16 protein-coding genes are annotated in these 23,530 nt (G+C 71.1%); 6 read left to right on the plus strand and 10 right to left on the minus strand.

Annotated features, from left to right (window positions below; translation table 11 throughout):
- Positions 1–2 precede the first annotated feature (2 nt).
- From E6R60_RS13915 to E6R60_RS13935, 5 genes are read right to left on the minus strand one after another with little or no spacing between them, the layout of a single operon-like run.
- The gene (locus E6R60_RS13915) at positions 3–1,790 is read right to left on the minus strand and encodes a heparinase II/III family protein (RefSeq protein WP_168713598.1); all 1,788 of its coding nucleotides are present in this window, start codon (positions 1,788–1,790) and stop codon (positions 3–5) included.
- Complete coding sequence (locus E6R60_RS13920; RefSeq protein ID WP_136326857.1) at positions 1,778–2,542, minus strand: SDR family NAD(P)-dependent oxidoreductase; 765 nt, start codon at positions 2,540–2,542, stop codon at positions 1,778–1,780. Before E6R60_RS13920 ends, E6R60_RS13915 begins: the two co-directional genes overlap by 13 nt.
- Positions 2,543–2,587: 45 nt before the next feature.
- On the minus strand, positions 2,588–3,511 hold the full coding sequence (locus tag E6R60_RS13925) for a carbohydrate ABC transporter permease (RefSeq protein WP_240802545.1): 924 nt from the start codon (positions 3,509–3,511) through the stop codon (positions 2,588–2,590).
- Positions 3,498–4,469, minus strand: a complete 972-nt coding sequence (locus E6R60_RS13930; protein WP_240802546.1) for a sugar ABC transporter permease — start codon at positions 4,467–4,469, stop codon at positions 3,498–3,500. The genes E6R60_RS13925 and E6R60_RS13930 overlap by 14 nt, the downstream gene beginning before the upstream one ends.
- 9 nt (positions 4,470–4,478) lie before the next feature.
- The gene (locus tag E6R60_RS13935; RefSeq protein WP_136326858.1) at positions 4,479–5,747 is read right to left on the minus strand and encodes an ABC transporter substrate-binding protein; all 1,269 of its coding nucleotides are present in this window, start codon (positions 5,745–5,747) and stop codon (positions 4,479–4,481) included.
- Between the two features lie 226 nt (positions 5,748–5,973).
- Between E6R60_RS13935 and E6R60_RS13940 the strand changes: the two genes are divergently transcribed.
- Positions 5,974–7,056, plus strand: a complete 1,083-nt coding sequence (locus E6R60_RS13940) for a LacI family DNA-binding transcriptional regulator (RefSeq protein WP_136326859.1) — start codon at positions 5,974–5,976, stop codon at positions 7,054–7,056.
- A 102-nt stretch (positions 7,057–7,158) separates the two neighbouring features.
- On the opposite strand, the gene E6R60_RS13945 is transcribed toward E6R60_RS13940, so the two are convergent.
- Positions 7,159–8,520: an endo-1,4-beta-xylanase gene (locus E6R60_RS13945; RefSeq protein ID WP_136327104.1), complete on the minus strand. Its 1,362-nt coding sequence runs from the start codon at positions 8,518–8,520 to the stop codon at positions 7,159–7,161.
- 621 nt (positions 8,521–9,141) lie between these two features.
- Here E6R60_RS13945 and E6R60_RS13950 point away from each other — a divergent pair.
- A complete protein-coding gene (locus tag E6R60_RS13950) occupies positions 9,142–9,579 on the plus strand; it encodes a VOC family protein (protein WP_136326860.1) in 438 nt (145 codons plus the stop codon).
- A 224-nt stretch (positions 9,580–9,803) separates the two neighbouring features.
- Here the strand turns inward: E6R60_RS13950 and E6R60_RS13955 are convergent, their stop codons facing one another.
- Positions 9,804–11,654, minus strand: a complete 1,851-nt coding sequence (locus E6R60_RS13955; protein ID WP_136326861.1) for a serine hydrolase domain-containing protein — start codon at positions 11,652–11,654, stop codon at positions 9,804–9,806.
- A 184-nt stretch (positions 11,655–11,838) separates the two neighbouring features.
- Here E6R60_RS13955 and E6R60_RS13960 point away from each other — a divergent pair, with 184 nt between their 5' ends.
- Both E6R60_RS13960 and E6R60_RS13965 read left to right on the plus strand, forming a co-directional pair.
- Positions 11,839–12,948: a nitronate monooxygenase family protein gene (locus E6R60_RS13960; RefSeq protein ID WP_136326862.1), complete on the plus strand. Its 1,110-nt coding sequence runs from the start codon at positions 11,839–11,841 to the stop codon at positions 12,946–12,948.
- On the plus strand, positions 12,945–14,486 hold the full coding sequence (locus tag E6R60_RS13965) for an acyl-CoA synthetase (RefSeq protein WP_136326863.1): 1,542 nt from the start codon (positions 12,945–12,947) through the stop codon (positions 14,484–14,486). The genes E6R60_RS13960 and E6R60_RS13965 overlap by 4 nt, the downstream gene beginning before the upstream one ends.
- 94 nt (positions 14,487–14,580) lie before the next feature.
- Here the strand turns inward: E6R60_RS13965 and E6R60_RS13970 are convergent, their stop codons facing one another.
- Entirely contained in the window at positions 14,581–17,004 is a 2,424-nt protein-coding gene (locus tag E6R60_RS13970) for a penicillin acylase family protein (protein WP_168713599.1), read from the minus strand.
- Between the two features lie 150 nt (positions 17,005–17,154).
- Here E6R60_RS13970 and E6R60_RS13975 point away from each other — a divergent pair, with 150 nt between their 5' ends.
- Positions 17,155–18,654 (plus strand): acyl-CoA synthetase, encoded by a 1,500-nt coding sequence (locus E6R60_RS13975; RefSeq protein WP_136326865.1) that lies wholly within the window; start codon positions 17,155–17,157, stop codon positions 18,652–18,654.
- Between the two features lie 72 nt (positions 18,655–18,726).
- Here E6R60_RS13975 and paaK read toward each other — a convergent pair whose 3' ends face one another.
- Positions 18,727–20,013 carry a phenylacetate--CoA ligase PaaK gene (gene paaK / locus E6R60_RS13980; protein ID WP_136326866.1) on the minus strand — a complete coding sequence of 429 codons (1,287 nt, stop codon included), beginning with the start codon at positions 20,011–20,013 and terminating at the stop codon, positions 18,727–18,729.
- A gap of 179 nt (positions 20,014–20,192) precedes the next feature.
- Between paaK and E6R60_RS13985 the strand changes: the two genes are divergently transcribed.
- Positions 20,193–21,716, plus strand: a complete 1,524-nt coding sequence (locus E6R60_RS13985; RefSeq protein WP_136326867.1) for an alpha/beta hydrolase — start codon at positions 20,193–20,195, stop codon at positions 21,714–21,716.
- An 83-nt stretch (positions 21,717–21,799) separates the two neighbouring features.
- Here the strand turns inward: E6R60_RS13985 and E6R60_RS13990 are convergent, their stop codons facing one another.
- The gene (locus tag E6R60_RS13990; protein ID WP_136326868.1) at positions 21,800–23,434 is read right to left on the minus strand and encodes an FAD-dependent monooxygenase; all 1,635 of its coding nucleotides are present in this window, start codon (positions 23,432–23,434) and stop codon (positions 21,800–21,802) included.
- Positions 23,435–23,530 lie beyond the last annotated feature (96 nt).

Raw genomic sequence — 23,530 nt, forward strand, 5'->3', positions numbered from 1 at the left:
GGTCAGTCCTCCGTCCGGAAACGTGCGGTACTGCCGTCCGCCAGGCGGACCGTCAGCCCCTCACCGTCCAGCCGCACGTCGCTCACGGCGGGCCCGGCCGACGCGGCCTGGTAGACCGAGGCGAACGTGACCGTGCCGGTGTCGGCGGTGAAGTCCACCCGGGTCCGCACGCGTTGCGGATCGTCGGCCGTGCCGGGGCCCGGCCGGCTCACCGGGTGCACCGGCGCGCCGGCCCGGTGGGTGTGCCAGCCGTGCAGCATCTCGTCGCCGTACCAGGTGGTGCGCGCCGCGCCCGCCGCCTGCACCTGTACGTCCAGCGCGGTGCCCGGGCGCAGCTGCGCGGTGATGCGGCGGGGCTCGTCGGCGGTCACGGTCAGCAGGTCCACCAGATAGCCGGCCCCGGCCACGATCCGCCGGACCGCGCGCACGCCCTCGTACGCGGTGGTCACCTCGGCGGTCACGGAACGGTCGTCCGAGCCGAGCAGCGTTCCCGTGCACTCCGCCTGTTCGCGGCCGTCCACCCGGAACGCCGGATGGGCCTCGGTCGAGGCGTACAGATCACGGAACCCGGCGTGGGCGTAGGGAACCTGACCGGGGTCGGGCTGCCACGGCGTGGTGTCGCCGTAGAGATACAGGGACAGCTTGTCCCGGTGGCCGTGCGAACCGCCGTGCGGGCCGAAGTCCAGCAGCGCGTGGATACCCGCGACCCGCAGCACCGCATAGCCCGCCGCGGTGAACAGGGTGAGCGCGCCGGGTGCCGGGCGCTTCGGCAGCGGCGGTCCGGCGAACCAGCCGCCCAGCTCCCGGTCCAGCCCGTCGTCGCCCGTGCTCAGCTCGGCCCGGGCCCGGCCGGCCACCGCGTCCAGCGCGGCCGATGGCGTCAACTGCTGCGCCAACGCCACCAGTTCCAGCCACTCGAGGGCCAGCGGACCACGCAGGTACGGGCCGTCGTGCAGCGCCGGCAGAATGCCACCCGGCGTGGCGATCGCCGCCAGAGCGTCCGTCATCCCCGCCAGCACACCCGCCACATCCGCCGGGATCGCCGCGGGATCGGTGCCCCGTAGCGCCAGCAGCGCCGCCCGCAGCACGAACCCGTGGTAGTAGGTGCTTCCCTCCCACTCCCATCCGTCCTCGGCGACCGCGACCCGCAGATGCGCGTACAGCCCGCTGTCACCCTCCAGCCACTCCTTGCCGCCGCCCCACTCCTGCCCGCGCACCGCCGCGGCTCCCCGCCCGGCGGCGACGCCCGCGGCATTCAGCCACGCGGTGTAGTTCGAGGCCAGCTGCCCCTTGCCGACCAGCACGGCCCGGGCGTCGAGGGCCGCGTGCTCCAGAGCGTCGAGCAGCGGCAGCACCCCGGACAGGTCGTCCGCGCCCTGCTCGGCGAGCGTCAGGACGGCGTGCCCGATGTTCACCGCCCAGATCGCGTCGGTCAGGGCCTGGTGGAAGAGCCGGCCGCGCAGCATCCAGCCCTGTGCCTCGCCGTGCTGCGCGGTGGCCAGCTCCTCGTACAGGGCGGCGTACTCGACGAGCCGCGCCACCGCCTCGCCGCGCTTCCCGCGGTGGGCGAGCACCCGCAGATGCCGCGCCCACGCCTGGTGCGACAGCACCAGCCAGGCCCCGCGCACCGCCTCGTCGTCCACCCTGCAGCCGTACGCGCACCGCGCACCGCCCTCGGGGAACACCCCGGCGAGCAGGTCGCCGTGGTCCAGCTCCACCCCGTGTGCCGGGCAGACGTACGCGTGCCACCAGCCGCCGCGCTCCCGCGCGATCCGCCTCAACGCGGCCATACGCCACCGTCGATGTCCACCGTGGTCGCGGTCAGGAAGCCGGACGACGGCGACGCCAGATGGACGACGGCCGCGGCGACGTCCTCCGGCGTGCCGGCCCGGCCCACCGGGATGCCCGCCTCCATCGCCTGCTGCGCCTCCGGCGCGGTGAAGGTGTCGTGGAAGGCGGTGCCCTTGATGAAGCCGGGGGCGACCGTGTTCACCGTGATCCCGCTGCCGCCGAGCTCCTTGGCCAGGCCCTTGGTGAACCCGCGGATCCCGGCCTTGGCGGCCGCGTAGGCGACCGACCCGGGGCCGCCGCCGTTGTGCGCGGCCAGCGACGACATGGTGATGACGCGCCCTGCGGGCGATGCCTTCAGCTGCGGCAGCGCCGCCCGTACCGTACGGAACGTCGAGGTCAGATTGGTGTCGATGACCCGGTCGAAGTGCTCGTCGGACATCTCGGCGATCGTCGTCCGCCCGATCAGATGACCGGCGTTGCAGACCAGGACGTCCAGCCCGCCGAGGAATCCCGTGGCCTCCTCGACGAAGCGGTCCACCTCGGCCGTCACCGTCACATCGGCCTGGAAGGCCTTGGCGCGGCGGCCCAGCGCCTCGATCGCCGAGACCGTCTTCGCGGCCTCGTCGGCGGAGGAGTGGTAGTGGACGGCGACATCGGCGCCGGCCTCGGCCAGGGCGAGGGCGATGGCGCGGCCGATGCCGTGGCCCGCCCCGGTCACCAGTGCGCGGGAACCTTGGAGATCAGCAGACATAAGGGGTAGCCCTTTCAGTAACCGGCCGTTGAGGACCGGGACCGGTCACTTGAGACCGGCGGTGGCGAAGCCCTGCACGAAGTAGCGCTGGCCGATCAGGAAGAGCACGACCATGGGCAGGGTGGCGAGCGTGGTGCCCGCCATCAGGAAGTGCCACTGGGGGCCGTTCTCCGTCTTGAAGACCGAGAGCCCCACCTGGATGACCCGCAGACTGTCCGTCCGGGTCACCAGCAGCGGCCACAGGAAGTTGTTCCAGGACGACTCGAAGGTCAGCAGCGCCACCGTGATGAGCGCGGGTTTGACCTGCGGCGTCATGATCCGGGCGTAGATCCGGAATTCGCCCAGGCCGTCCAGCCGGGCCGCCTCCTCCAGCTCCACCGGAAGATCCAGGTAGAACTGGCGGAAGAGGAAGACGGCGAACGGGGTGACCGCACCGGGCACGATCAGCGCCCACCAGGTGTCCAGCCAGCCGCTTCCGCCCTGGCCGAACAGGTCGTTGCCGCCGGCCAGCGGCATGAAGCGGACGATCAGGAACTCGGGCAGCACCTTGGTGTACGTGGGAATCATCAGGGCCGCGATGAAGAGGTAGAAGATGACCTCGCTGCCCCGGAACCTGATCCGGGCCAGTGCGTACCCGGCCATCGAGGCGATCAGCAGATTGAGCACGGTGTGGCTGGACGCGATGATGAAGCTGTTGCGGGCGTACGTGGCGAAGGGCGCGGCCTTCAGCGCCTCGGCGTAGTTGCCGAAGTCCCAGTGCTCCGGCAGCAGTCCGGTGTCCTGCGACGCGATCTCCACCGGTGTCTTGAGCGAGGTCAGCACCATCCAGATGAACGGCACCACCATCAGCAGGGAGACGACGGACAGCGTCGCGTAGAGCGCGATCCGGCCGACGGAGAGCGGCTTTTGCCGCGCCGCGGGGCGGGGGGTGCGTGCGACTCCGGGCTTGTGCAGCTCAGTTGTGGCCACGGGTGCCTCCCATGATCCGCCGGTTGACCAGGGTGAAGCCCATCAGCAGGACGAACAGCACCAGCGACTGCGCGCAGGCGTAGCCGACGCGGAACTCCCGGAACGCGGACTTGTAGATCTCATACGTCATCATCGTGGTGCTGTTGGCCGGCCCGCCCTCGGTGAGGATGTAGACCTGGTCGAACGACTGGAACGCGCTGATCATCGAGGTGATGAGCACGAAGAACGTCGCGGGCTTCAGCAGCGGCAGCGTGATCGAGAAGAACTGCCGCACCTTGGACGCGCCGTCCACCGACGCCGCCTCGTACAGCTCCTTGGGCAGGGACTGGAGCGCGGCCAGGTAGATGAGCATCTTCATGCCGATGCCCTGCCAGACCCCGACCAGGATCACCGAGGGCAGCGCCCAGGTGGTCGACGAGAGCCAGGCCGGACCGTCGATCCCGACGAACGAGAGCAGGGCGTTGAACAGTCCGTTGCCCGGGTTGTAGATCCACAGCCAGACCAGGGCGATCGCCACCGTCGCGGTGACCTGCGGCAGGAAGATCGCGGTGCGGAAGATGCCGCGCGCCTTCAGACCCGTGTGCAGGGCGAGTGCCAGGAGCAGACCCAGCATCATGCCGAACGGCACGGTGAAGAACGTGTAGACGACGGTGTTGACGATGGACTTGCGGAACACCGCGTCGTCCAGCATCTCCTTGAAGTTGTCCAGCCCCACGAACTGCGGCGGCGTCAGCACGTCGTACTTCGTGAAGGCCAGGACCACCGAGGCGACGACCGGCAGGCCGATCCAGAGGGCGGCGTGCAGCAGGGCGGGCGCCACCATCAGCATGCCGGCCCGCTGCCTGCGGCGCCCGGGGCCCGTCGGGGTCCTGCCTGCCCGCTGCTTCGCCGGCCGGGTGTTCTCGGGCGGGGAGGGCGGCCTCGCGGGCCGTGCCTTCAGTACGGATGTTGCTCCCACAGCGACGCCTCACATCCGGCCGATGGCGGCCTCGGCGAGACGGCCGAGTTCCGCGATGGCGTCCTTCGCGGACTGACCGCCGACGATCGCCGGCTCCAGCGTCGGCTTGATCTTCTCGCGGATCTCCATCCAGGCGGCGGTGCCGCCCTCCGAATGGGCCGCACCCATGTTCCGAAGCGAGAGATCGACGAACTTGTTCTCCTTCACGTAGCCGGACTCGTTGAGGTCCTTGAGGCCCGGCACGGAGCCACGCTGTTTCGCCGCGCCCAGGATGGACTCGGGGGTGGCGAGGTACTCGACCAGGGCCCGGGCCGCCGCGGGGTGCTTGGAGCTCGCCGACTGGGTGACCAGCGTGCCGCCCTGGAGCATCGCCGGCTTGCGGTTGGCCAGCACGAACGCGCCGAGCGTGTCGTCCTTCAGCAGCTCCGGGTTCTGGGCGCGGACCTGCTCCCACAGGGCGCTGGTCGTCATCATCATGGACGCCTTGCCGGTCTGGACGTTCGAGGGTGCGCCGGCAGCCGTCTTCTTCGTGTAGTCGGCGGAGCCGTCCGCCGTCAGGTCCTTGAAGAACTGCAGCGCCTCGACTCCCCGGCTGTCGGTGAACAGCACCTTCTTGCCGTCGGCGCTGAACAGCTGACCGCCGTTGGCGAACAGGAAGGTCTCCCAGCACTGGCGCAGATCGATGGAGAACGGGTCGAAACCGATCCGGCCGTTCCTCGTCAGCTGCTTGGCCACGGCCCGCAGCTCCGCCCAGTCCGCCGGGGTCTTCTTGATGCCGGCCTCGGCGAAGTGGTCCTTGCGGTAGACGACGATGCGGGTGTCGAGGACCACCGGGAGCGCGTACAGCCTGCCGTCGTAGCGCGACGGCTCCAGCACCCGCTTCTCGTAGTCGTGCGCGGTGGCGAACTTCTCCGGCAGCTCGGCGATCGCCTTCTTGGCGGCGAACGGCGGGATCCAGCCGACGCCCATCATCATCACGTCGGGCAGCAGCCCGCCGGCCAGGCCCGTGGTGATCTTCTCGTTGAGCTGCGCGTACGTGGTGTAGTCCACGTTCACCTTGACGTCCGGATGCTTCTTCCGGAAGCCGCCGATGATCTCCTTCTCCAGCAGCGTCTTGCCGTTGGCGCCTTCGAAGATGGGGGTGAGCAGCGTGATCTCGCCCTCGGCGGGACCGTCGGCGGAGCCGGCCGTCGCGGAGCCGGTGCCGCAGCCCGAGAGGGCGGCCGCAGCCGTCCCGGCGCCGATCGCGGCGAGCAGCGTCCGTCGTGTGAGTTCCATTGGGCACCCCTTTTGAGGTGGAGGCAGTGGATCGATCCAGCGATGGCAACCCGGCCATGGCTGGGAAGCGCTGGTAAATCGATGCACTGAGACTAGGAATGCCCTGAGAGGCGCGTCAACAGCTGATGCACAACAATTTTCGGGAAAGTTAACGGGTGTACCGGTGAAGAGAGTTCAGTAAATCGGTACACTAGTGTGGCTGAACACGTTCCGAACCGGAGGTGGCATGAGCGGGGTAACGATCCATCAGGTCGCGGAGGCAGCGGGTGTCTCCGCCAGCACCGTGTCGAACGTCCTCAACGGACGTACGGACCGTATGCAGGCGGCGACCCTGGCCCGCGTGGAGCAGGTGATCGAGCAGCTCAGCTACCGGCCCAACCGTGCGGCCCGCATGCTGCGCACCGGCCGGATCAAGGTCATCGGCCTGATCGTGCCGTCCGTCGCCAACCCCTTCTGGGGTGCGCTCGCCCGGGAGCTGGAGGCCATCGCGCTGGCCGAGGGGTATCACGTACTGCTCTGCAACAGCGAGCGCGATCCGGCCCGTGAGCTCAAGTACGGCGAGGAGTTGCTGGCCGACGGAGTGAGCGGAGTGGTGCTCTGCTCCTCGCTGCCCTCGCTCGACCATGTGGCGCCGCTGCTCGGGCGGGGTCTGAAGATGGTCGCCTTCGACCGCACCGCCCAGGCCGGAGACCCGCCGTCGCTCGCCTCGATCAGCGTCGACAACGCGATGGGGGCGGAGCTCGCCACGCGTCATCTGCTCGAACTGGGCCACCGGCGGCTGGCGTTCGTCTCCGGATCGGTCAACAGCGTCAACCGCCGCGAACGGCTGCGCGGCTTCCGCGCCGCCCTGGAGTCGGCGGGCCTCGACCCCGCCGACGCGATCGTGTGGCCCGGCGCCGAGACCACCGAGTTCGGCGACAAGGACGCCGCCGAACTGGGGCGCAAGGCCGCCCGGGAACTGCTCTGCGGCCCTCGTCCGCCCACCGCGTTCGTCGCCATCAACGACATGTGCGCCATCGGGATCTGCCGGGGCGCGAAGGACGCCGGGCGCAGCGCCGGACAGGACGTCTCCGTGGTCGGGTTCGACGACATCCTGCTCGCCGACCTCTTCGAACCGCCGCTGACCACCGTCCGCCAGCCGCTGCCGGAGATGGCCGCCGAGACGTTCCAGCAGCTCCGTGCCCGTATCGACTCGGCGCCCGTCGCCGGGCGTTCGCTCCTGATCAGGCCGAGACTGGTGGTCCGCGAGTCGACGGCGCCCGCGCCCGTCGGGGCGGCGGCGCCGGCCGATGCGCGTGCGCTGCTGTGAGGCACCGGTTCGTGCCGCGCCGGCCGGCGCGAGGACGACGTGAGGGCACCGTCCGGGAGACGATGCCCTCACGCCGATGACCGGCGCCCTGTGCGCGCGGGGTCAGGAAGCGGTGCAGGCGCCGATGCCGGGCGCCGAGGTGTTGCCGTTCGTCATGACGGTGAACCCGAAGGACGTCGAGGCGCCGGCGGCCAGAGTGCCGTTGCCGTTGGGCTTCATCGTCATCACGTTGCCGCTGCCGTCCCAGGACGGGGTGCCGTTCCAGGTGGAGACGACCTTCTGCGGTGACGTCACCGTGACCGTCGCGCTCCAGGTGCTGATCGCCGAACTGCCGGCCGTGATGGTGACCTGCCCGTTGAAGCGGTCGCCCCAGGTGCTGGTCTTGGTGTACGTGGCCGTGCACGCGCCACCCGTGCCGCCGTCACCGCCACCGCCGCTGGTTCCGCCCAGTGCGGCGAGCACGGCGGTGTAGGCGGGCTTCTTGCCGTAGTTGTCGTCGAACAGCAGCGGGGTGCCGCTGCTGCGCCACGAGTACTTGTCCGGGATGCCCCATACGGTGATGCCGTTGCAGCGCGTCACGGCCAGGCAGGCGTTCACGACCTTCGTGTAGCTCGCGGCCTGCGCCGATCCCGAGCCCTCGATGTCGAGCTCGGTGACCTGCACGTCGACCCCGAGGTCGGCGAAGCGCTGCAGGTTGGCCTGGTAGTCCGAGGGGACGGGCGAGTTGCTGTTGAAGTGCGACTGGAAGCCGACGCAGTCGATCGGTACGCCGCGCTGCTTGAAGTCCTTCACCATGGCGTAGACCGCGTTGCTCTTCGCGTTCTGGCCGTCGGTGTTGTAGTCGTTGTAACAGAGCTTGGCCCCGGAGTCGGCGGCCCGTGCGGTGCGGAAGGCCTCCTCGATGAAGCCGTTGCCCAGCTTGTCCTGGAAGGGAGAGCTGCGCCTGGCGCCGCTGCTGCCGTCCTGGAAGGCCTCGTTGACGACGTCCCAGGCGTAGATCTTGCCCTTGTAGTGGGCCATCACCTGGTTGATGTGGTTGTTCATCGCCGAGCGCAGGTCGGTGGCGCCGAGGCCGCTGACCCATCCGGGCAGCTGGGAGTGCCACACGAGGGTGTGGCCGCGCAGCTTCATGCCCTTGCCCTGGGCATGGCTGACGATCTGGTCCGCGGAGCCGAAGCTGAAGCTGCCCCGGGAGGGCTCGACGGCATCCCACTTCATCTCGTTCTCCGGGGTCACCATGTTGAACTCGGTGTCCAGAGTGGAGGCGTAGGCGGATTCGCCCAGGTGACTGGCGGCGACAGCGGTGCCGAAGTAGCGTCCCTTGGCGGCGGCGGACGCCCCGAGCGTCGTCGCGGCCTCGGCGGTGCCGGCGAGCGAGAGGACCCCCGCCGCGGTCAGCAGGCCGGCCGTGGCGAGCACGCCTGCCCTTCGTGCCAGCGAGCGCGGCCGCGGTCGTGCGGCCATGCCGTGCGCGGAATTGACGTTCACTTTCCAACACCTTCTTCGGGTCGCCGGGCGGCATGAGGCGGGCCGCCCGGACGGGTGGGGGTCTGTGTGCGCAGTGCGGTACGCCCGCCACGGCGACCGCCGGTCAAAGGCGGTTCCGTGGCGAGGAGTTGATCGGTGTCGCAGGGAGCGAGGGAGAGTATGCGCGCGCCTGGGCGGCTCGTCAACGCTGCATTTCCGAAATATTTCGACGGTGTTAACTCGTCAGGTGTGGCGTGCTATGCCTCTGGCCTGCTCTTTTATCCTCCATCTCCCACTTGTCGAGCTGACGGATGGGGCGCATGGGCACATTCGCCCCCGAGAGTTACGAAAGGCATCCGAATGTTTGGGGGTTGGCACCCGGGACGAGGGCGCGGTTTGCCGAGTCGGTGAGCCGTCGGTCCTTCTTTGACCTGGGGATTTCCCGTGCGCCCGCGAGAATTGCCTGGTAACTGATTCGAAAGTCACCCGCCGTTGGGGCGAAATATTTCGGCAGGAAAATAATCTTGCGTAGGGGAGTGGAGAATTCCGCGTTTCCGCGTCCATGATCGGTGGACCCGCAACCGGTCGACGAGCCGGCTGCACCGGCGGGAGGGACCCATGTCGACACGGTGGAGTCTGACGATCGACTGCGCGGACCCCGCGCGGCTCGCGGAGTTCTGGGCGCTCGCCCTGGGCTACGCGCGGAAGCCGCCGCCCAAGGGCTTCGGCAACTGGGAGGAGTGGTTCGCGCACTACGACGTCCCGGAGGAGGAATGGGACGACGGCGCCTACCTGACGGATCCGGACGGCGAAGGGCCTGCCCTGTCGTTCATGAAGGTGCCCGAGCCGAAGGCGGGGAAGAACCGGCTCCACCTGGACGTACAGGCCGGCGGTGGCCGCGAGGTGCAGTGGGAGGTGCGGTGGCCGCGCGTGCGGGAGGCGCTCGGGCGGCTGACCGACGCGGGCGCGAGGGTTGTTCACGAGTACGAGGCCCAGGGCAGGCCGGATCACTACATGATGGCGGACCCTGAGGGGAACGAGTTCTGCCTGCTGTGAAGGCCCCGGCCACTCGCTCGCCGCATGACCCCCGGGGAGTCTGCGGGTGGGCCGTTACGGGGCCACCGGCCGGGCATCGTCGGGGGGCCTGCGGGCGGACGCTGACCGGACCGCCTGCCGGCACTGCCGCGGGTCCGCGGGCGGACCTGACCGGATCCCCGGCCGGCGCCGGCCCGCCGGGGCCGGGGCGGTCCGGGCCGCCCGCGCCCCGTCGGGCGGCGTCGTCAGTCCGCCGAAGCGGTCCAGCCGTTCGCCTCGATGCGACGGGCGTCGGCCGGTCTGCCCTCGTCGAAGACCGTACGCCCGCCGTCCTCGACCCGGATCGCGTCCACGTACACCCCGCGGCCGACGTACAACTGGTCCGTGGCGTACCGCCAGCGCAGCACCAACTCCGCGCCGCGCCACGGAGCGAGGTCCGCTTCGAGCCGGTGCCAGACCCGGCCGGACCAGCCGGAGACCTTGCCCGCCGGATGGGGTTCGGGCTGCTCGGGCCCCTTCTGCGCGGCCGGAGCGGTGCTGAAGGGGACCGGTTGCCAGGTGGTCCCCGCGTCCGCCGACGCCTCCAGGAAGAGGAAGTCGGAACCGGGCTCGGTGTCCCACCACAGCGCGCAGGTCAGCTCGGCCCGCGAGGAGGTGACGGCGACCGGCGGGAGCGCCAGGGTCGCCGACGAGGCGCTCGCCATGCCGGAGTACCAGGCCGTACGGCTCCGGGCGGGGCGGACCGCGACCGCCCGGGCCATCTGGTTGGCGGTGGCGACGCGCGGCGCGCTGCCGGAGCGCCAGGTGCGCACCGGGTGGACCGAGTTGCCCAGCACGATCAGGAACGAGTCCGTCGTCGGGTCGAGGACCAGGCTGGTGCCCGTGAAGCCGGTGTGGCCCGCCGTGCGCGGGGTGGCCATCGCCCCCATGTACCAGTGCTGGTAGAGCTCGAAGCCGAGGCCGTGCTCGTCACCGGGGAACGCGGTGTTGAAGTCCGTGAACAGCAGGTCCACCGAGGCGGCTGACAGGATCCGCGCGCGGCCGTAGACCCCGCCGTTGAGCAGGGTGCGGGCGAGGATCGCCAGGTCCCAGGCGCAGGAGAAGACCCCGGCGTGGCCCGCGACACCGTCCAGGCTGTACGCGTTCTCGTCGTGCACCTCGCCCCAGACCAGTCCCCGCTCCAGCCCGGACCAGGGAAGCCGGGCGTCCTCGGTCGCCGCGATCTTCGGCTTCCAGGAGGCCGGCGGGTTGTAACGCGTGCGGTGCATCCCGAGCGGAGCAGTGATCTGTTCGCGGAGCAGCACGTCCTCGGTGCGGCCGGTGATCTTCTCCAGTACCAGCTGGAGCGAGATCAGATTGAGGTCGGAATAGAGATACGCCGTTCCGGGCGGGGTGGCCGGCGCCTCCTTCCAGAGCAGTTCCAGCTTCCCCTCCCGGGTCGGCGCCTTGTAGAGCGGGATCCAGGCGCGGAAGCCCGAGGTGTGCGTGAGCAGCTGACGGATCGTGATGGCCTGCTTGCCGCCGCCGGCGAAGTCGGGCAGATACGAGGCGACCGTCGCCTCCAGCTCCAGCGCGCCGCGCTCGATCTGCTGCACGGCCAGGATCGAGGTGAACAGTTTGGAGACCGACGCCAGGTCGAAGACCGTGTCCTCGGCCATGGGGATCTGCTGGTCCGCAGGGAACTCCACACCGGTGTCGGTCTTCTCGTCGTACGCGGCATAGCGCACCGCCTTGCCGATCGGCCGGTGCAGCGCCACCGTGCCGCCCCGCCCCGCGAGCAGCACGGCGCCCGCGTACCACGGATGTTTCGGAGACGCGGCGAGGTATTTCTCCGCCTCGGTGACGAGCCGGTCCAGCGGTTCCTGCAACAGCCCCGCTCGCGCGGCCGAACCGCGCCGCAGCGTCGGCCTGTTGCGACCCGCCGGCGTCCCCGCCGCGGTGCCTGTACCCATGTCCGACGACCCCGCCCCCGACTCCGTGGCAGACGCCGTCGCCGCGAACGGAATGGGCGCCAGGGCGAGTGCTCCGCCCAGGGCAAGCATCCCACCGCCCAGCCTCCGCCGGCTGATGCCCCCGCCCGCCGTGTCCTCGGTCATCCGGAACCCCTTCCCCATGCCTGAAAGTAACTTTCGAAATGTCTTCCGAGTGTGAAACTTCCTGCCGGAACAGCAGGGTACTGTCACCCTCCGCCGACTCGTAGGCCCCCGGAGTCACAAAGAATCTGACACTGCATCAGGAAATCTCTTCCCTCGGTTGTCGGACTGCGGCATCCTGCCGCCCATGGAGACGGAGCTGAGTCAAAAACTGGGGATCGAGCACGCCATCTTCGGCTTCACGCCCTTCCCGGCGGTGGCCGCGGCCATCACCAGGGCCGGTGGATTCGGCGTACTCGGCGCGGTCCGCTACACCGCCCCCGACGACCTCGCACGCGACCTCGACTGGATGCAGGCACACACGGACGGCAAGCCCTACGGCCTCGACGTCGTCATGCCCGCCAAGAAGGTGGAGGGGGTGAGCGAGGCCGAAGTGGAGGCGATGATCCCGCCCGGGCACCGGCAGTTCGTCCAGGAGACCCTGGCCAAGCACGGTGTGCCCGAACTGGACGAGGGCGAGGCGTCGGGCTGGCGCATCACGGGCTGGATGGAGGAAGTCGCCCGCAATCAGCTCGACGTGGCGTTCGACTACCCGATCAAGCTCCTCGCCAACGCGCTGGGCTCACCGCCCGCCGACGTCGTCGCCCGCGCCCACGACAGGGGCGTTCTCGTCGCCGCGCTGGCGGGAAGCGCCAGGCACGCCCGCCACCACGCGCAGGCGGGCATCGACGTCGTCGTCGCCCAGGGTTACGAGGCGGGCGGCCACACGGGCGAGATCGCCTCCATGGTCCTCGTCCCGGACGTGGTGGACGCCGTGGGCCCGCTCCCGGTCCTCGCCGCGGGCGGCATCGGCAGCGGCGAACAGGTCGCCGCCGGACTCGCGCTGGGCGCCCAGGGAGTCTGGCTCGGCTCCCTCTGGCTCACCACCGAGGAGGCCGACATGCATTCCCGGGCCTTGACGGCCAAGCTCCTCGCCGCGGGCTCGGGCGACACCGTCCGCTCGCGCGCCCTCACCGGCAAGCCCGCACGTCAGCTGCGTACCGAATGGACCGACGCGTGGGACGACCCGTCGGGGCCCGGCACCCTGCCCATGCCGCTCCAGGGTCTCCTGGTCGCCGAAGCCGTGTCCCGTATCCAGAAGTACGAGACGGGCGCCCTGCTCGGCACGCCCGTCGGCCAGATCGTCGGGCGGATGAACGCCGAACGCAGCGTGCAGGCCGTCTTCGACGACCTGACCAGCGGCTTCGAACGAGCCGTCGACCGGATCAACCGCATCGCCGGACGGAGCGCCTCATGAACCAGCCGCCCAACGGCTTCTGGGCCCAGGCCACCGCCGACCCCGACCGCACGGTCCTGGTCGCCCCCGACGGAGGGACATGGACGGCGGGACGGCTCCACGCCGAGGCCAACCGCATGGTGCACGGGCTGCGGGCGGCCGGCCTCGAGGAGGGCGACGCCTTCGCGGTCGTCCTGCCCAACGGCGTCGAGTTCCTCACCGCGTACCTCGCCGCCTCGCAGGCCGGCTTCTACCTCGTTCCGGTCAACCACCATCTCGTCGGGCCGGAGATCGCCTGGATCGTCTCCGACTCGGGCGCCAAGGTGCTCATCGCCCACGAACGCTTCACCGAGGCCGCGACCGCGGCCGCCGACGAGGCGGAACTGCCCGCGAGCCACCGCTACGGAGTCGGCGCGGTCGAGGGCTTCCGCCCGTACGCCGAACTGCTGGAGAACCGTCCGGTGTCGCCCCCGGAGGGCCGCACGCTCGGCTGGGTCATGAACTACACCTCCGGCACCACCGGCCGCCCGCGCGGCATCCGCCGGCCGCTGCCCGGAAAGCTCCCCGAGGAGAGCTACCTGGGCGGCTTCCTCGGCATCTTCGGCATCAAGCCGTTCGACGGCAACGTCCACCTGGTCTGCTCACCGCTCTACCACACCGCCGTGCTGCAGTTCGCGGGCGCCGCCCTGCACATCGGCCACCCCCTCGTCGTGATGGACAAGTGGTCGCCCGAGGAGATGCTGCGGGCGATGGACACCCACCGCTGCACGCACACGCACATGGTCCCCACCCAGTTCCACCGCCTCCTCGCGCTCCCGGAGGAGGTCCGGCGGCGGTACGACGTCTCGGCGATGCGGCACGCGATCCACGGCGCCGCGCCCTGCCCCGAGCACGTGAAAAGGGCCATGATCGACTGGTGGGGCCGGTGCGTCGAGGAGTACTACGCGGCCAGCGAGGGAGGCGGCGCCTTCGCCACCGCCGACGACTGGCTGAAGAAGCCCGGCACCGTCGGCCGGGCCTGGCCGATCAGTGAACTCGCGGTCTTCGACGACGACGGACACCGGCTCGGCCCGGGCGAACTCGGCACCGTCTACATGAAGATGAGCACCGGCGGCTTCAGTTACCACAAGGACGAGGGCAAGACACGGAAGAACCGCATCGGGGACTTCTTCACCGTCGGTGACCTCGGCGTCCTGGACGAGGACGGCTACCTCTTCCTCCGCGACCGCAAGATCGACATGATCATCTCCGGCGGTGTGAACATCTACCCGGCCGAGATCGAGAGCGTCCTGCTCAGCCACCCCGCCGTCGCCGACGCCGCCGTCTTCGGCATTCCGCACGCCGACTGGGGCGAAGAGGTCAGAGCCGTCGTCGAGGCCGCCGAGGGCTATGAGGCGGGTGAGGAACTCGCCGCCGGGATCCTCGGCCACTGCGAGGGGCTGCTCGCCGGGTACAAGCGCCCCAAGACGCTCGGCTTCATCACGACGATGCCCCGCGACCCCAACGGCAAGCTCTACAAACGGCGGCTGCGCGAACCGTACTGGGAAGGGCACGGCTGAGTCCGGCCACGGGCCCGGGGAGCCGGCCGGCCCCGGCGGCGCGATCAGCCCCTGGACCACGGCGGTCCAGGGGCTGATCGCGCGCCGGCCCGGACTACCGGTGCTCGCGCACCCGCACCACCTTCAGCGCGGGCGAACGCGCGATGTCCTTCTCGCAGAACCGCGACGTCACCCAGCGCTCACCCGAGTACAGCTCGGTCTGGTCGCTGTAGTGGGGCGACGCCGGATTCGAGGACTGCGCGTACGTGAGCAGCGTGCGCGCCACCGGACAGGGCCCGCCGTCCCAGCCGACCGCCTGGATGAAGCTGGAGCCGGTCGAGACGTCCGTGTACCCGCCCGCGGCCGCGTCCCACACGCCTTCGGTCTTGTTCCAGATGCCCAGCGACTCGGTGCCGCCGCCCACCGGGATACGCCGCTCACCCCGCAGCACCGACTGGTGCTCGCCCAGCGGCGCGTCCAGGGCGATGCCCAGGCCCCTCAGCTCCGCCACCGCGTCGGCGAGAGCGGTCAGGACCCGCGGAGCCGAGGTGTTCAGGGTGTTCGGCGTGCCGACCGGGTCGGCGGGGGAGAAGGGGACCTTCCACAGCTCGGCCGCCGGAACCGCCACGGCCCTGCGCCAGAACCGGTCGAAGAGCAGCGCGCCCCGGCTCCCCGTGTCGACCGTCCGGTCCCAGTCGCTCAGCACCGGGCAGGCCGCCGAGACGTCGACCGGTGCGCCCGTGCTCCCGGTGGCCGTGCCGCCGGGCAGCGCCGCGCAGGCGCGGGCCAGATCGGCTGCGGCCAGGCCGCCGGCCGGCGCCCGGTTCGCGAACTGCTGGCGCTGGAGGCCGGCGACGGTCAGCCGGCCCTCCGCCGCCATCGCGGACACGTCCTCGACAGCGCCCCGGGTCCGCAGCGAGCGCGGTGTGCCGATGGTGCCGAAGACACGCTCGTAGCCGGACAACGGGGCGTCGGCGTTGGCCAGCCAGGCGCTGTCGTTGGAGTTCTCGACGTACGGCGCGTTCTCCACGGTCGGCATCCGGCCCGGGCCGAAGATCCCGGGCTGCACCGCGTCCGGGTCCGAGCCCGGCGCGCAGTCGCTCCGCGAGCCGTCCAGCACCGCGAGCCCCGACGTCGGGTACGTGGCCCGGCCCAGCGGGGTCGAGCAGCGCTCGGCGAGCTCGTCCGTGATCCTCGGCAGCACCTGCGACTGCGAGAAGAGGGTGTGCCCCGAGGAGTCGGCCGCGATCGTGTTGACCCACGGCAGCCCTTGTGTACGGCGCAGCGCCTCCTTGATCCCGGCCGTGCTGCGGGCCTTGCTGAACCCGAGCGCGGTGTCCCCCGAGCGCAGGTTCACCGCGTTGGGGTCGCCCAGCGCGTACGCGGCCGTGCGCGTCCACGGCAGCGGCAGGCCCGCGCCCAGCGAGGTGACGACGGGGCCGTAGCGGGTCCACCACTGCGTACGTGTCACCTCCCGGCCGTCCTCGACCGCCACGGTGACCGCGCGCTTCGTCATCCGCTGCGGCGCCCCGTCCACCAGGTACACGGTCGGATCGGCCGGATCGAGGGTCAGCTGGTGCAGGTTGAGGGTGACGCCCGTGGCCACCGTGTGGCTCCAGGCGACGTGCGCGTTGTGCCCGATCGACATGGTCGCGGAGCCCAGCAGCGAACCGCCCGCCACGTTCAGCTCACCGGGGATCGTCTGCTGGGACTGCCAGAACCGCCGGCCGCCCTGCCACGGATAGTGCGGGTTGCCGAGCAGCAGCCCCCGTCCGTTCGCCGTCGTACTGCCGCGGAAGGCCACGGCGTTGGACCCCATGTCCGCGTTCTGCGTCGACAGCAGCCGCGCCGCCGCGTCCGCCGCGTCGGCGGGCGACGGTGAAGCGGGCGGGGGAGCTGCCGCCGGCGTGGCGGCGGGCGGCTGTGCGGCCGTGATGCCGTCGATGCCGCGTCCCTGGCCGCCGAGCACGGAGAGCGCGAAGGCGCGCTCCGCGACGTCGAGGGCGGTCACCGGACGCACCCAGCGGGCACCCCGGCAGGCCGGGTCGGTGATGCGGTTCTGCGCCAGCCAGGCGTTGTAGCCGGCCGCCCAGCCGCGCTGGAGGTCCTTCGTCGCCCGGCTCGGCCCGGCCGGGACGGGCGCCTCCAGCAGCTTCTCCACGGTCCGGGTGTCGCGCACACCGCGGAAGTACAGGTCGCTGGACAGGTTCTTCGTCGCCGAGGACAGCGAGCCGTCCGGCGCCGCGTCGGGGCCGAAGTACCGCGACCGCTCCCCGCGCAGCGTGACGAAGCCGTCGGCGAGCGTGCACACCTGGTCGGCGGCCTGCGCCCAGCCGTTGCCGAAGCCCAGATTCGCGTAGTCCCTGGCCACGATGTGCGGTATGCCGTACTCCGTGTAGCGGATCACGGCCGAGAGTCCGCCGGCTGACGGATGGTGGGCAGGGGCGGTGTGCGCCGAGGCCGGCGGCAGTGACGCCGACACGGTGAACAGCGCGAGACCGGATACGGCGAGGATCATCAGACGGTTCCGGAGAGGCAACGGTCCTCCCAACTCTGCGGGTACGAGCGACGGTTACTCGGGAGTTCGAGATGTCGTGGGCCACTCAGCCAGCACTCCCGTACGTCTGTCAACATCCCGGGCGGTATCCAGACCCTTGACCGCCGGACCCGCGCCGCACAGGATCACGCCATGACCGGTGTACGCAGCAGCACAGTCGACGGCGTCCTGACCCGCAGCGCGCGGCGCGCTCCCGAGCGCACGGCCCTGCGGTACGCCGACCGGACCTGGACCTACCGCGGTCTCGACGAGGCGGTCAGCACCGCGGCCGCCGTCCTCATGGACGGGCACGGACTGCGCCCGGGGGACCGGGTCGCCTCGTACGCCCACAACTCCGACGCGTACCTGATCACGTACCTCGCCTGCGCCCGGGCCGGACTCGTGCATGTGCCGGTCAACCAGAACCTCACAGGCGAGGACCTCGCGTACATCCTGAACCAGTCGGGCAGTTCCCTCGTCCTGACCGACCCGGACCTCGCCGGCCGGGTGCCGCCGGGGCGTCCCGTACGGCCGCTCCGCGACGCGCCCGGCTCGCTCCTGGCGGAACTCGGCACTCCGCGCGCCTTCACGTCCGCGCACGAACCGTCGGCCGACGACCTGGTCCAGCTGCTGTACACCTCCGGCACCACCGCTCTCCCCAAGGGCGCGATGATGACGCACGGCGCCCTCGTCCACGAGTACGTCAGCGCCGTCACCGCGCTCGATCTGCGCGCCGCCGACCGGCCCGTGCACGCGCTGCCGCTCTACCACTCCGCGCAGATGCACGTCTTCCTGCTGCCCTACCTCGCGGTCGGTGCCGAGAACACGATCATCGACGCCCCCGACGCGGCCCGGATCTTCGACCTCGTCGAGTCGGGCCGGGCGGACAGCCTCTTCGCCCCGCCCACCGTCTGGATCGGCCTCGCCAACCATCCGGACTTCGCGGCCCGGGACCTCGGCGGACTGCGCAAGGCCTACTACGGGGCGTCCGTCATGCCCGTCCCGGTGCTGGAACGCCTGCGCGCCCGCCTGCCGGGCCTCGCCTTCTACAACTGCTTCGGCCAGAGCGAGATCGGCCCCCTCGCCACCGTCCTCGGACCCGACGAGCACGAGGGCCGGATGGAGTCCTGCGGCCGGCCCGTCCTCTTCGTCGAGGCCAGGATCGTCGACGAGGACGGCAAGGACGTGCCCGACGGCACGGCGGGCGAGGTGGTCTACCGCTCACCCCAGCTGTGCAGCGGCTACTGGGACAAGCCCGACGAGAGCGCCGAGGCGTTCCGCGACGGCTGGTTCCACTCCGGCGATCTCGCCGTCCGCGACGCGCAGGGCTACTTCACGGTGGTCGACCGGGTGAAGGACGTCATCAACTCCGGTGGCGTCCTCGTCGCCTCCCGCCAGGTCGAGGACGCCCTCTACACCCACCCCGCCGTCGCCGAGGCGGCGGTCGTCGGACTGCCCGACGAGCGGTGGATCGAAGCCGTCACCGCCGTCGTCGTCCTGCGCGGCGAGGCGACCGAGGCCGAACTCATCGCGCATGCACGCGAGAAGCTCGCCCACTTCAAGGCCCCGAAGAGGGTCGTGTTCGTGGACGGCCTCCCGCGCAACGCCAGCGGGAAGATCCTCAAGCGGGAGCTCCGCGACCGCTTCGCCTGACCGGACCGGCCCCTCGCCCTCCCCCTACGCCCGGGGTCGCTCGAACGCTGCCCCGGGAGCCTCGGCCGTCTTCTACTTCTCCCGCTCGTCCACGATCCGCCGGAACTTGCCGACCGACCTCTCCAGCGTCTCCGGATCGAGGATCTCCACCCCGACCGAAACCCCGATCCCGTCCTTGACGGCCGCCGCGACCGATGCGGCGGCCGCCGCCCGCTGCTCCGCCGTCGCCCCGGCCCGCGCCTCCGCCCGCACCGTCAGCACGTCCAGCCGCCCTTCCCGGGTCAGCCGCAGCTGGAAATGCGGCGAGACCCCCGGAGTACGGAGCACGATCTCCTCGATCTGCGTCGGGAAGAGGTTCACCCCGCGCAGGATCACCAGATCGTCGCTGCGCCCGGTGACCTTCTCCATGCGCCGGAAGACGCGGGCCGTGCCGGGCAGCAGCCTCGTCAGGTCCCGGGTCCGGTAGCGGATCATCGGCATGGCCTCCTTGGTGAGCGAGGTGAACACCAGTTCGCCCTCGGCCCCTTCGGGAAGCGCCTCGCCGGTGAACGGGTCGACCACCTCGGGATAGAAGTGGTCCTCCCAGATGTGCAGCCCGTCCTTCGTCTCCACGCACTCCTGCGCCACACCCGGCCCCATCACCTCGGACAGCCCGTAGATGTCGACCGCGTCGATGGCGAACCGCTCCTCGATCTCGCGGCGCATCTCCTGGGTCCACGGCTCGGCCCCGAAGATCCCCACCTTCAGCGACGTCGCGCGCGGGTCGACGCCCTGGCGCTCGAACTCGTCCAGGAGCGTCAGCATGTAGGACGGCGTCACCATGATGATCTCGGGCCGGAAGTCCTGGATCAGCTGGACCTGGCGGGCCGTCATGCCCCCCGAGGCGGGAATGACCGTGCAGCCGAGCCGCTCCGCGCCGTAGTGCGCCCCGAGGCCGCCGGTGAACAGGCCGTATCCGTAGGCCACATGCACCTTCTGACCGGGCCGCCCCCCGGCCGCCCTGATCGAGCGGGCGACCACATCCGCCCAGGTGTCCAGATCCCGCTCGGTGTAGCCCACGACCGTCGGCCGGCCGGTCGTCCCGCTGGAGGCGTGGATCCGCCGCACCTGCTCCTCCGGTACGGCGAACATCCCGAACGGGTAGTTGTCGCGCAGATCGGCCTTGGTGGTGAACGGGAACCGGGCCAGATCGGCCAGCGAACGGCAGTCGTCCGGATGCAGCCCCGCCCGGTCGAACGCCTGCCGGTAGTGGCCGACCCGGTCGTACGCATGACGCAGGGTCGCCCGCAGCCGCTCCAGCTGCAAGGCATCCAGCTCCTCGCGGCCCATCCGTTCCGCCGCGTCCAGCAGAGCCGTCATGCGGACCTCCCTCTTCCCGTGCCGTGCAGGCGACCGATCATTCGGTCGTTCCGTCCCGGGAGCAGTAATTCAGGATCTTCCTCGCTCTGGCAAGAGGCGCGGCGTATTCGGCGCCTGCCGCGGCTACGCCCGTACCGAACACATGCGCATCACCCGGCCAGCCCTGTTTGGATAGGTCCATGCCGACTTTCCATACGTACGACGGAACCGAGCTCGCCTATCACGTCATGGGGGAGGGAGCGCCGCTGATCTGCCTGCCGGGCGGCGCGATGCGGGCCGGCGCCTACCTCGGGGACCTCGGCGGGCTCTGCGAGGTACGACAGCTCATCGTGCTCGATCTGCGCGGAACCGGGGACTCCGCCGTGCCGGACGACGTCTCCACGTACCGCTGCGACCGGCTCGTCGACGATGTCGAGGCGCTGCGCCGGCACCTCGGGACCGACCGTGTCGACCTGCTCGCCCACTCGGCGGCCGGTGACCTCGCCGCGCTCTACGCGGCCCGGTACCCGCATGCCTTGCGGAGCCTGATCCTCGTCGCGCCCACCACGCGGGCGGTCGGCTTCCCGTTCGTCGAGCGCGAAGCCCGTGAGGCCGCCGGACTCCGGCGCTCGGAACCCTGGTACGCGCAGGCGCTCCCGGCCCTGGAGGAGATCTGGGCGGGAAGACTGACGGACGAACTGCGCGCCGCCTCCCGGCCGTTCCTGTACGGACGCTGGGACGCCGCCGCACAGGCCCACGCCGCGCTGTCCGCCCGGCAGATCAACGCCGAAGCGGCACAGGCCTATTACGGTCACGGAGCCTTCGATCCCGCGGAGACCGTCGCCGCCCTGCGGACCTTCCCCGCCCCGGTTCTGGTCCTCGCCGGCGAGTACGACGGCGTGACCACGCCGGACCGCGCCGCCGAACTGGCCGCGCTCTTCCCGGAATCGGAGTTCGCCGTGCAGGGCGGCGCCGGGCACTTCCCCTGGCTGGACGACCCGGGGGCGTTCGTCCGTACCCTCACCGCCTTCCTCGACCCGGACGTGCACAGCGTCCAGGCCGGCGGGGTCCGGCTCGCCTACCGGGTGTGGGGGGATCCGTCCGCACCGCCCGTCGTCCTCGTCCACGGACGGTGCGGTTCCAGCACCACCTGGGTCACCGTCGCCGAGCGGCTCGCCGCCCGGCACCGGGTGTACGCCTTCGACTTCCGCGGCCACGGACTCAGCGACTGGACCGGCCGCTACTCCTTCGAGCTGTTCCGCGACGACCTGCACGCCTTCCTGGAGGTCCGCAACCTCTCCGGCGCCACGGTCGTCGGCCACTCCATGGGCGGAGCCGCCGCGTACCTGCTCGCCGAACGGCAGCCCGGACTCATCGGCCGCCTCGTCCTCGAGGAGGCGCCGCCGCCCTTCCCGCTCGACCCCCCTCGGGCCCCCGTCGAACGCCCCGAAGGGGCACTCGACTTCGACTGGCCCGTGGTCCCCTCCATAGACGCCCAGCTGAACGACCCCGATCCGGCCGGCCGCGAACGCCTGGGCGAGATCACCGCCCCCACCCTCGTCATCGGCGGCGGACCCGCGAGCCAGATCGCCCAGGAGGACCTCGCCTGGATGGCCCGGCAGATTCCCGGCGCGCGGCACGTCACCATCGACGCCGGCCATCTCGTCCACACCGAACGGCCGGAGGAGTTCCTCGCGGCCCTCCGGTCGTTCGGTGTGGGGTGAAGCGGCCGAAGGACCGGACGGGTGACCGGGGCCGAAGGGCCGAACGGCTGAACCGGCCGCATCCCCAGCCCCGCCCGGGCCCGTCAGTCCCGGCGCAGCAGCGCCACCATGACCTCGTGCAGGGCCTTGTCGGCGTCCTCGACACCTGACTCCGCGCGCCAGGCGACGAACCCGTCGGGGCGCACGAGCACGGCTCCCTCGGAGCTCGTCCCGTGCGCCTCGGCCCAGTCGGCTCCGTCCTCCGGCTCCAGATCGCCGCCGGGTCCCGTGCCGATCCCGAACGCGTCGAGCCGCACCCCGAGCCGCTCGCCGACGCGTGCGGCCGCCCGGCGCCACGCCACGTCCGCCGCGTCGGCCAGCAGCACGAACGACCGCTCGTACAGATCCAGCGTGGAGATCCGCTCGCCCGCCCGGCGGACCCACAGGTGGGGCGCCCTGCTGCCCGGTTCACCCGTCAGCTGCACACCCTCCGGGACCACCGGCCGGCCGGGGCCGATGCCCAGCACCGCGCCGTCCACGTAGCGGTAGCCCAGCGCCACGTTCAGCATCCCGCCGCGCTTCCCGCCGCCCACGGTCGGCGGCGCCGCGTACCCCGGGTGGCTGTGCTCACCGGACCGCGCCGACGCCCGCTCGCTCGTCGCCCGGGCCACCGGACGCCGCTCCGCCTCGTACGTGTCCAGCAGGCCCGGGCCCGCCTCTCTCCGCAGCACGGCCGCGAGCTTCCACGCCAGGTTGTGCGCGTCCTGGATGCCGGTGTTCGAACCGAACGCCCCCGTCGGCGACATCTCGTGCGCCGAGTCGCCGGCCAGGAACACACGGCCCCGCGCGTAACGGTCGGCCACCCGCTCCGCCGCGTGCCACGGCGCCTTGCCGGTGATCTCGACGTCGATGTCCGGCGCTCCGACCGCCTTGCGGATGTGCGCCACGCACCGCTCGTCCGTGAAGTCCTCCAGCGTCTCGCCGCGGCCGGGCTGCCACGGCGCGTGGAAGACCCACTCCCGCTCGTTGTCCACCGGCAGCAGCGCGCCGTCCGCCTCCGGGTTGGTCAGGTAGCACACGATGAAGCGCCGGTCGCCCAGCACTTCGGCGAGCCCGCGGGACCGGAAGGTGATGCTCACGTTGTGGAAGAGGTCTCCCGCACCCGAACGGCCGATGCGCAGCTGCTCGCGGACCGGGCTGCGCGGACCGTCGGCGGCGATCAGGTAGTCCGCGCGCACGGTCGTGTGCTCGCCCGTCTCCCGGTTTTTCAGCACCGCGCCCACGCCCGACCCGTCCGGGTCGAACGAGAGCAGCTCGGTGGAGAACCGCAGATCCCCGCCCTGCTCCCGGGCACGGTCCAGGAGGACCGGCTCCAGGTCGTTCTGGCTGCACAGGCACCAGCCGCTCGGGCTGAAGCGGGCGAGTGCGCCACCCGGGTCGATCTCCTTGAACAGCCACTCCTGGTCGTCGCCGGTCAGCGAACCGGCTTGCAGAATGCCGTGGTTCTCCGCCAGGACGGACGCCGCGGCCCGGATCTGCGGCTCCACGCCGGCCCTGCGGAAGATCTCCATCGTGCGGACGTTGTTGCCGCGCCCTCGTGGGTGTGTAGAGGTGGCGGCGTGCTTCTCGACCAGCAGGTGCTCGACGCCGAGCCGGCCGAGGAAGAGGGATGCGGACAGGCCCACCAGGGAGCCGCCCACGATGAGGACCGGTACATGGACGTCGACGTTCTCGTTCATCAGTTGCTCCTGCTCGGACGCCGTACAGATGCAGTGTCCATGCCCTTGTAGGAGCGGTTCGGACGCCCGCTCACCTGAACGGTTCATAAATCTCGC

It is taken from the genome of Streptomyces sp. A0642, assembly GCF_004795105.1.
GTDB lineage: Bacteria > Actinomycetota > Actinomycetes > Streptomycetales > Streptomycetaceae > Streptomyces.

Bases quoted from the DNA above. Each gene is read 5' to 3' on its own strand.
- E6R60_RS13915 (WP_168713598.1), bottom strand. From the start codon at position 1,790: ATGGCCGCGTTGAGGCGGATCGCGCGGGAGCGCGGCGGCTGGTGGCAC.
- E6R60_RS13920 (WP_136326857.1), bottom strand. From the start codon at position 2,542: ATGTCTGCTGATCTCCAAGGTTCCCGCGCACTGGTGACCGGGGCGGGC.
- E6R60_RS13935 (WP_136326858.1), bottom strand. From the start codon at position 5,747: ATGGAACTCACACGACGGACGCTGCTCGCCGCGATCGGCGCCGGGACG.
- E6R60_RS13940 (WP_136326859.1), top strand. From the start codon at position 5,974: ATGAGCGGGGTAACGATCCATCAGGTCGCGGAGGCAGCGGGTGTCTCC.
- E6R60_RS13945 (WP_136327104.1), bottom strand. From the start codon at position 8,520: ATGGCCGCACGACCGCGGCCGCGCTCGCTGGCACGAAGGGCAGGCGTG.
- E6R60_RS13950 (WP_136326860.1), top strand. From the start codon at position 9,142: ATGTCGACACGGTGGAGTCTGACGATCGACTGCGCGGACCCCGCGCGG.
- E6R60_RS13955 (WP_136326861.1), bottom strand. From the start codon at position 11,654: ATGACCGAGGACACGGCGGGCGGGGGCATCAGCCGGCGGAGGCTGGGC.
- E6R60_RS13960 (WP_136326862.1), top strand. From the start codon at position 11,839: ATGGAGACGGAGCTGAGTCAAAAACTGGGGATCGAGCACGCCATCTTC.
- E6R60_RS13965 (WP_136326863.1), top strand. From the start codon at position 12,945: ATGAACCAGCCGCCCAACGGCTTCTGGGCCCAGGCCACCGCCGACCCC.
- E6R60_RS13975 (WP_136326865.1), top strand. From the start codon at position 17,155: ATGACCGGTGTACGCAGCAGCACAGTCGACGGCGTCCTGACCCGCAGC.
- paaK (WP_136326866.1), bottom strand. From the start codon at position 20,013: ATGACGGCTCTGCTGGACGCGGCGGAACGGATGGGCCGCGAGGAGCTG.
- E6R60_RS13985 (WP_136326867.1), top strand. From the start codon at position 20,193: ATGCCGACTTTCCATACGTACGACGGAACCGAGCTCGCCTATCACGTC.
- E6R60_RS13990 (WP_136326868.1), bottom strand. From the start codon at position 23,434: ATGAACGAGAACGTCGACGTCCATGTACCGGTCCTCATCGTGGGCGGC.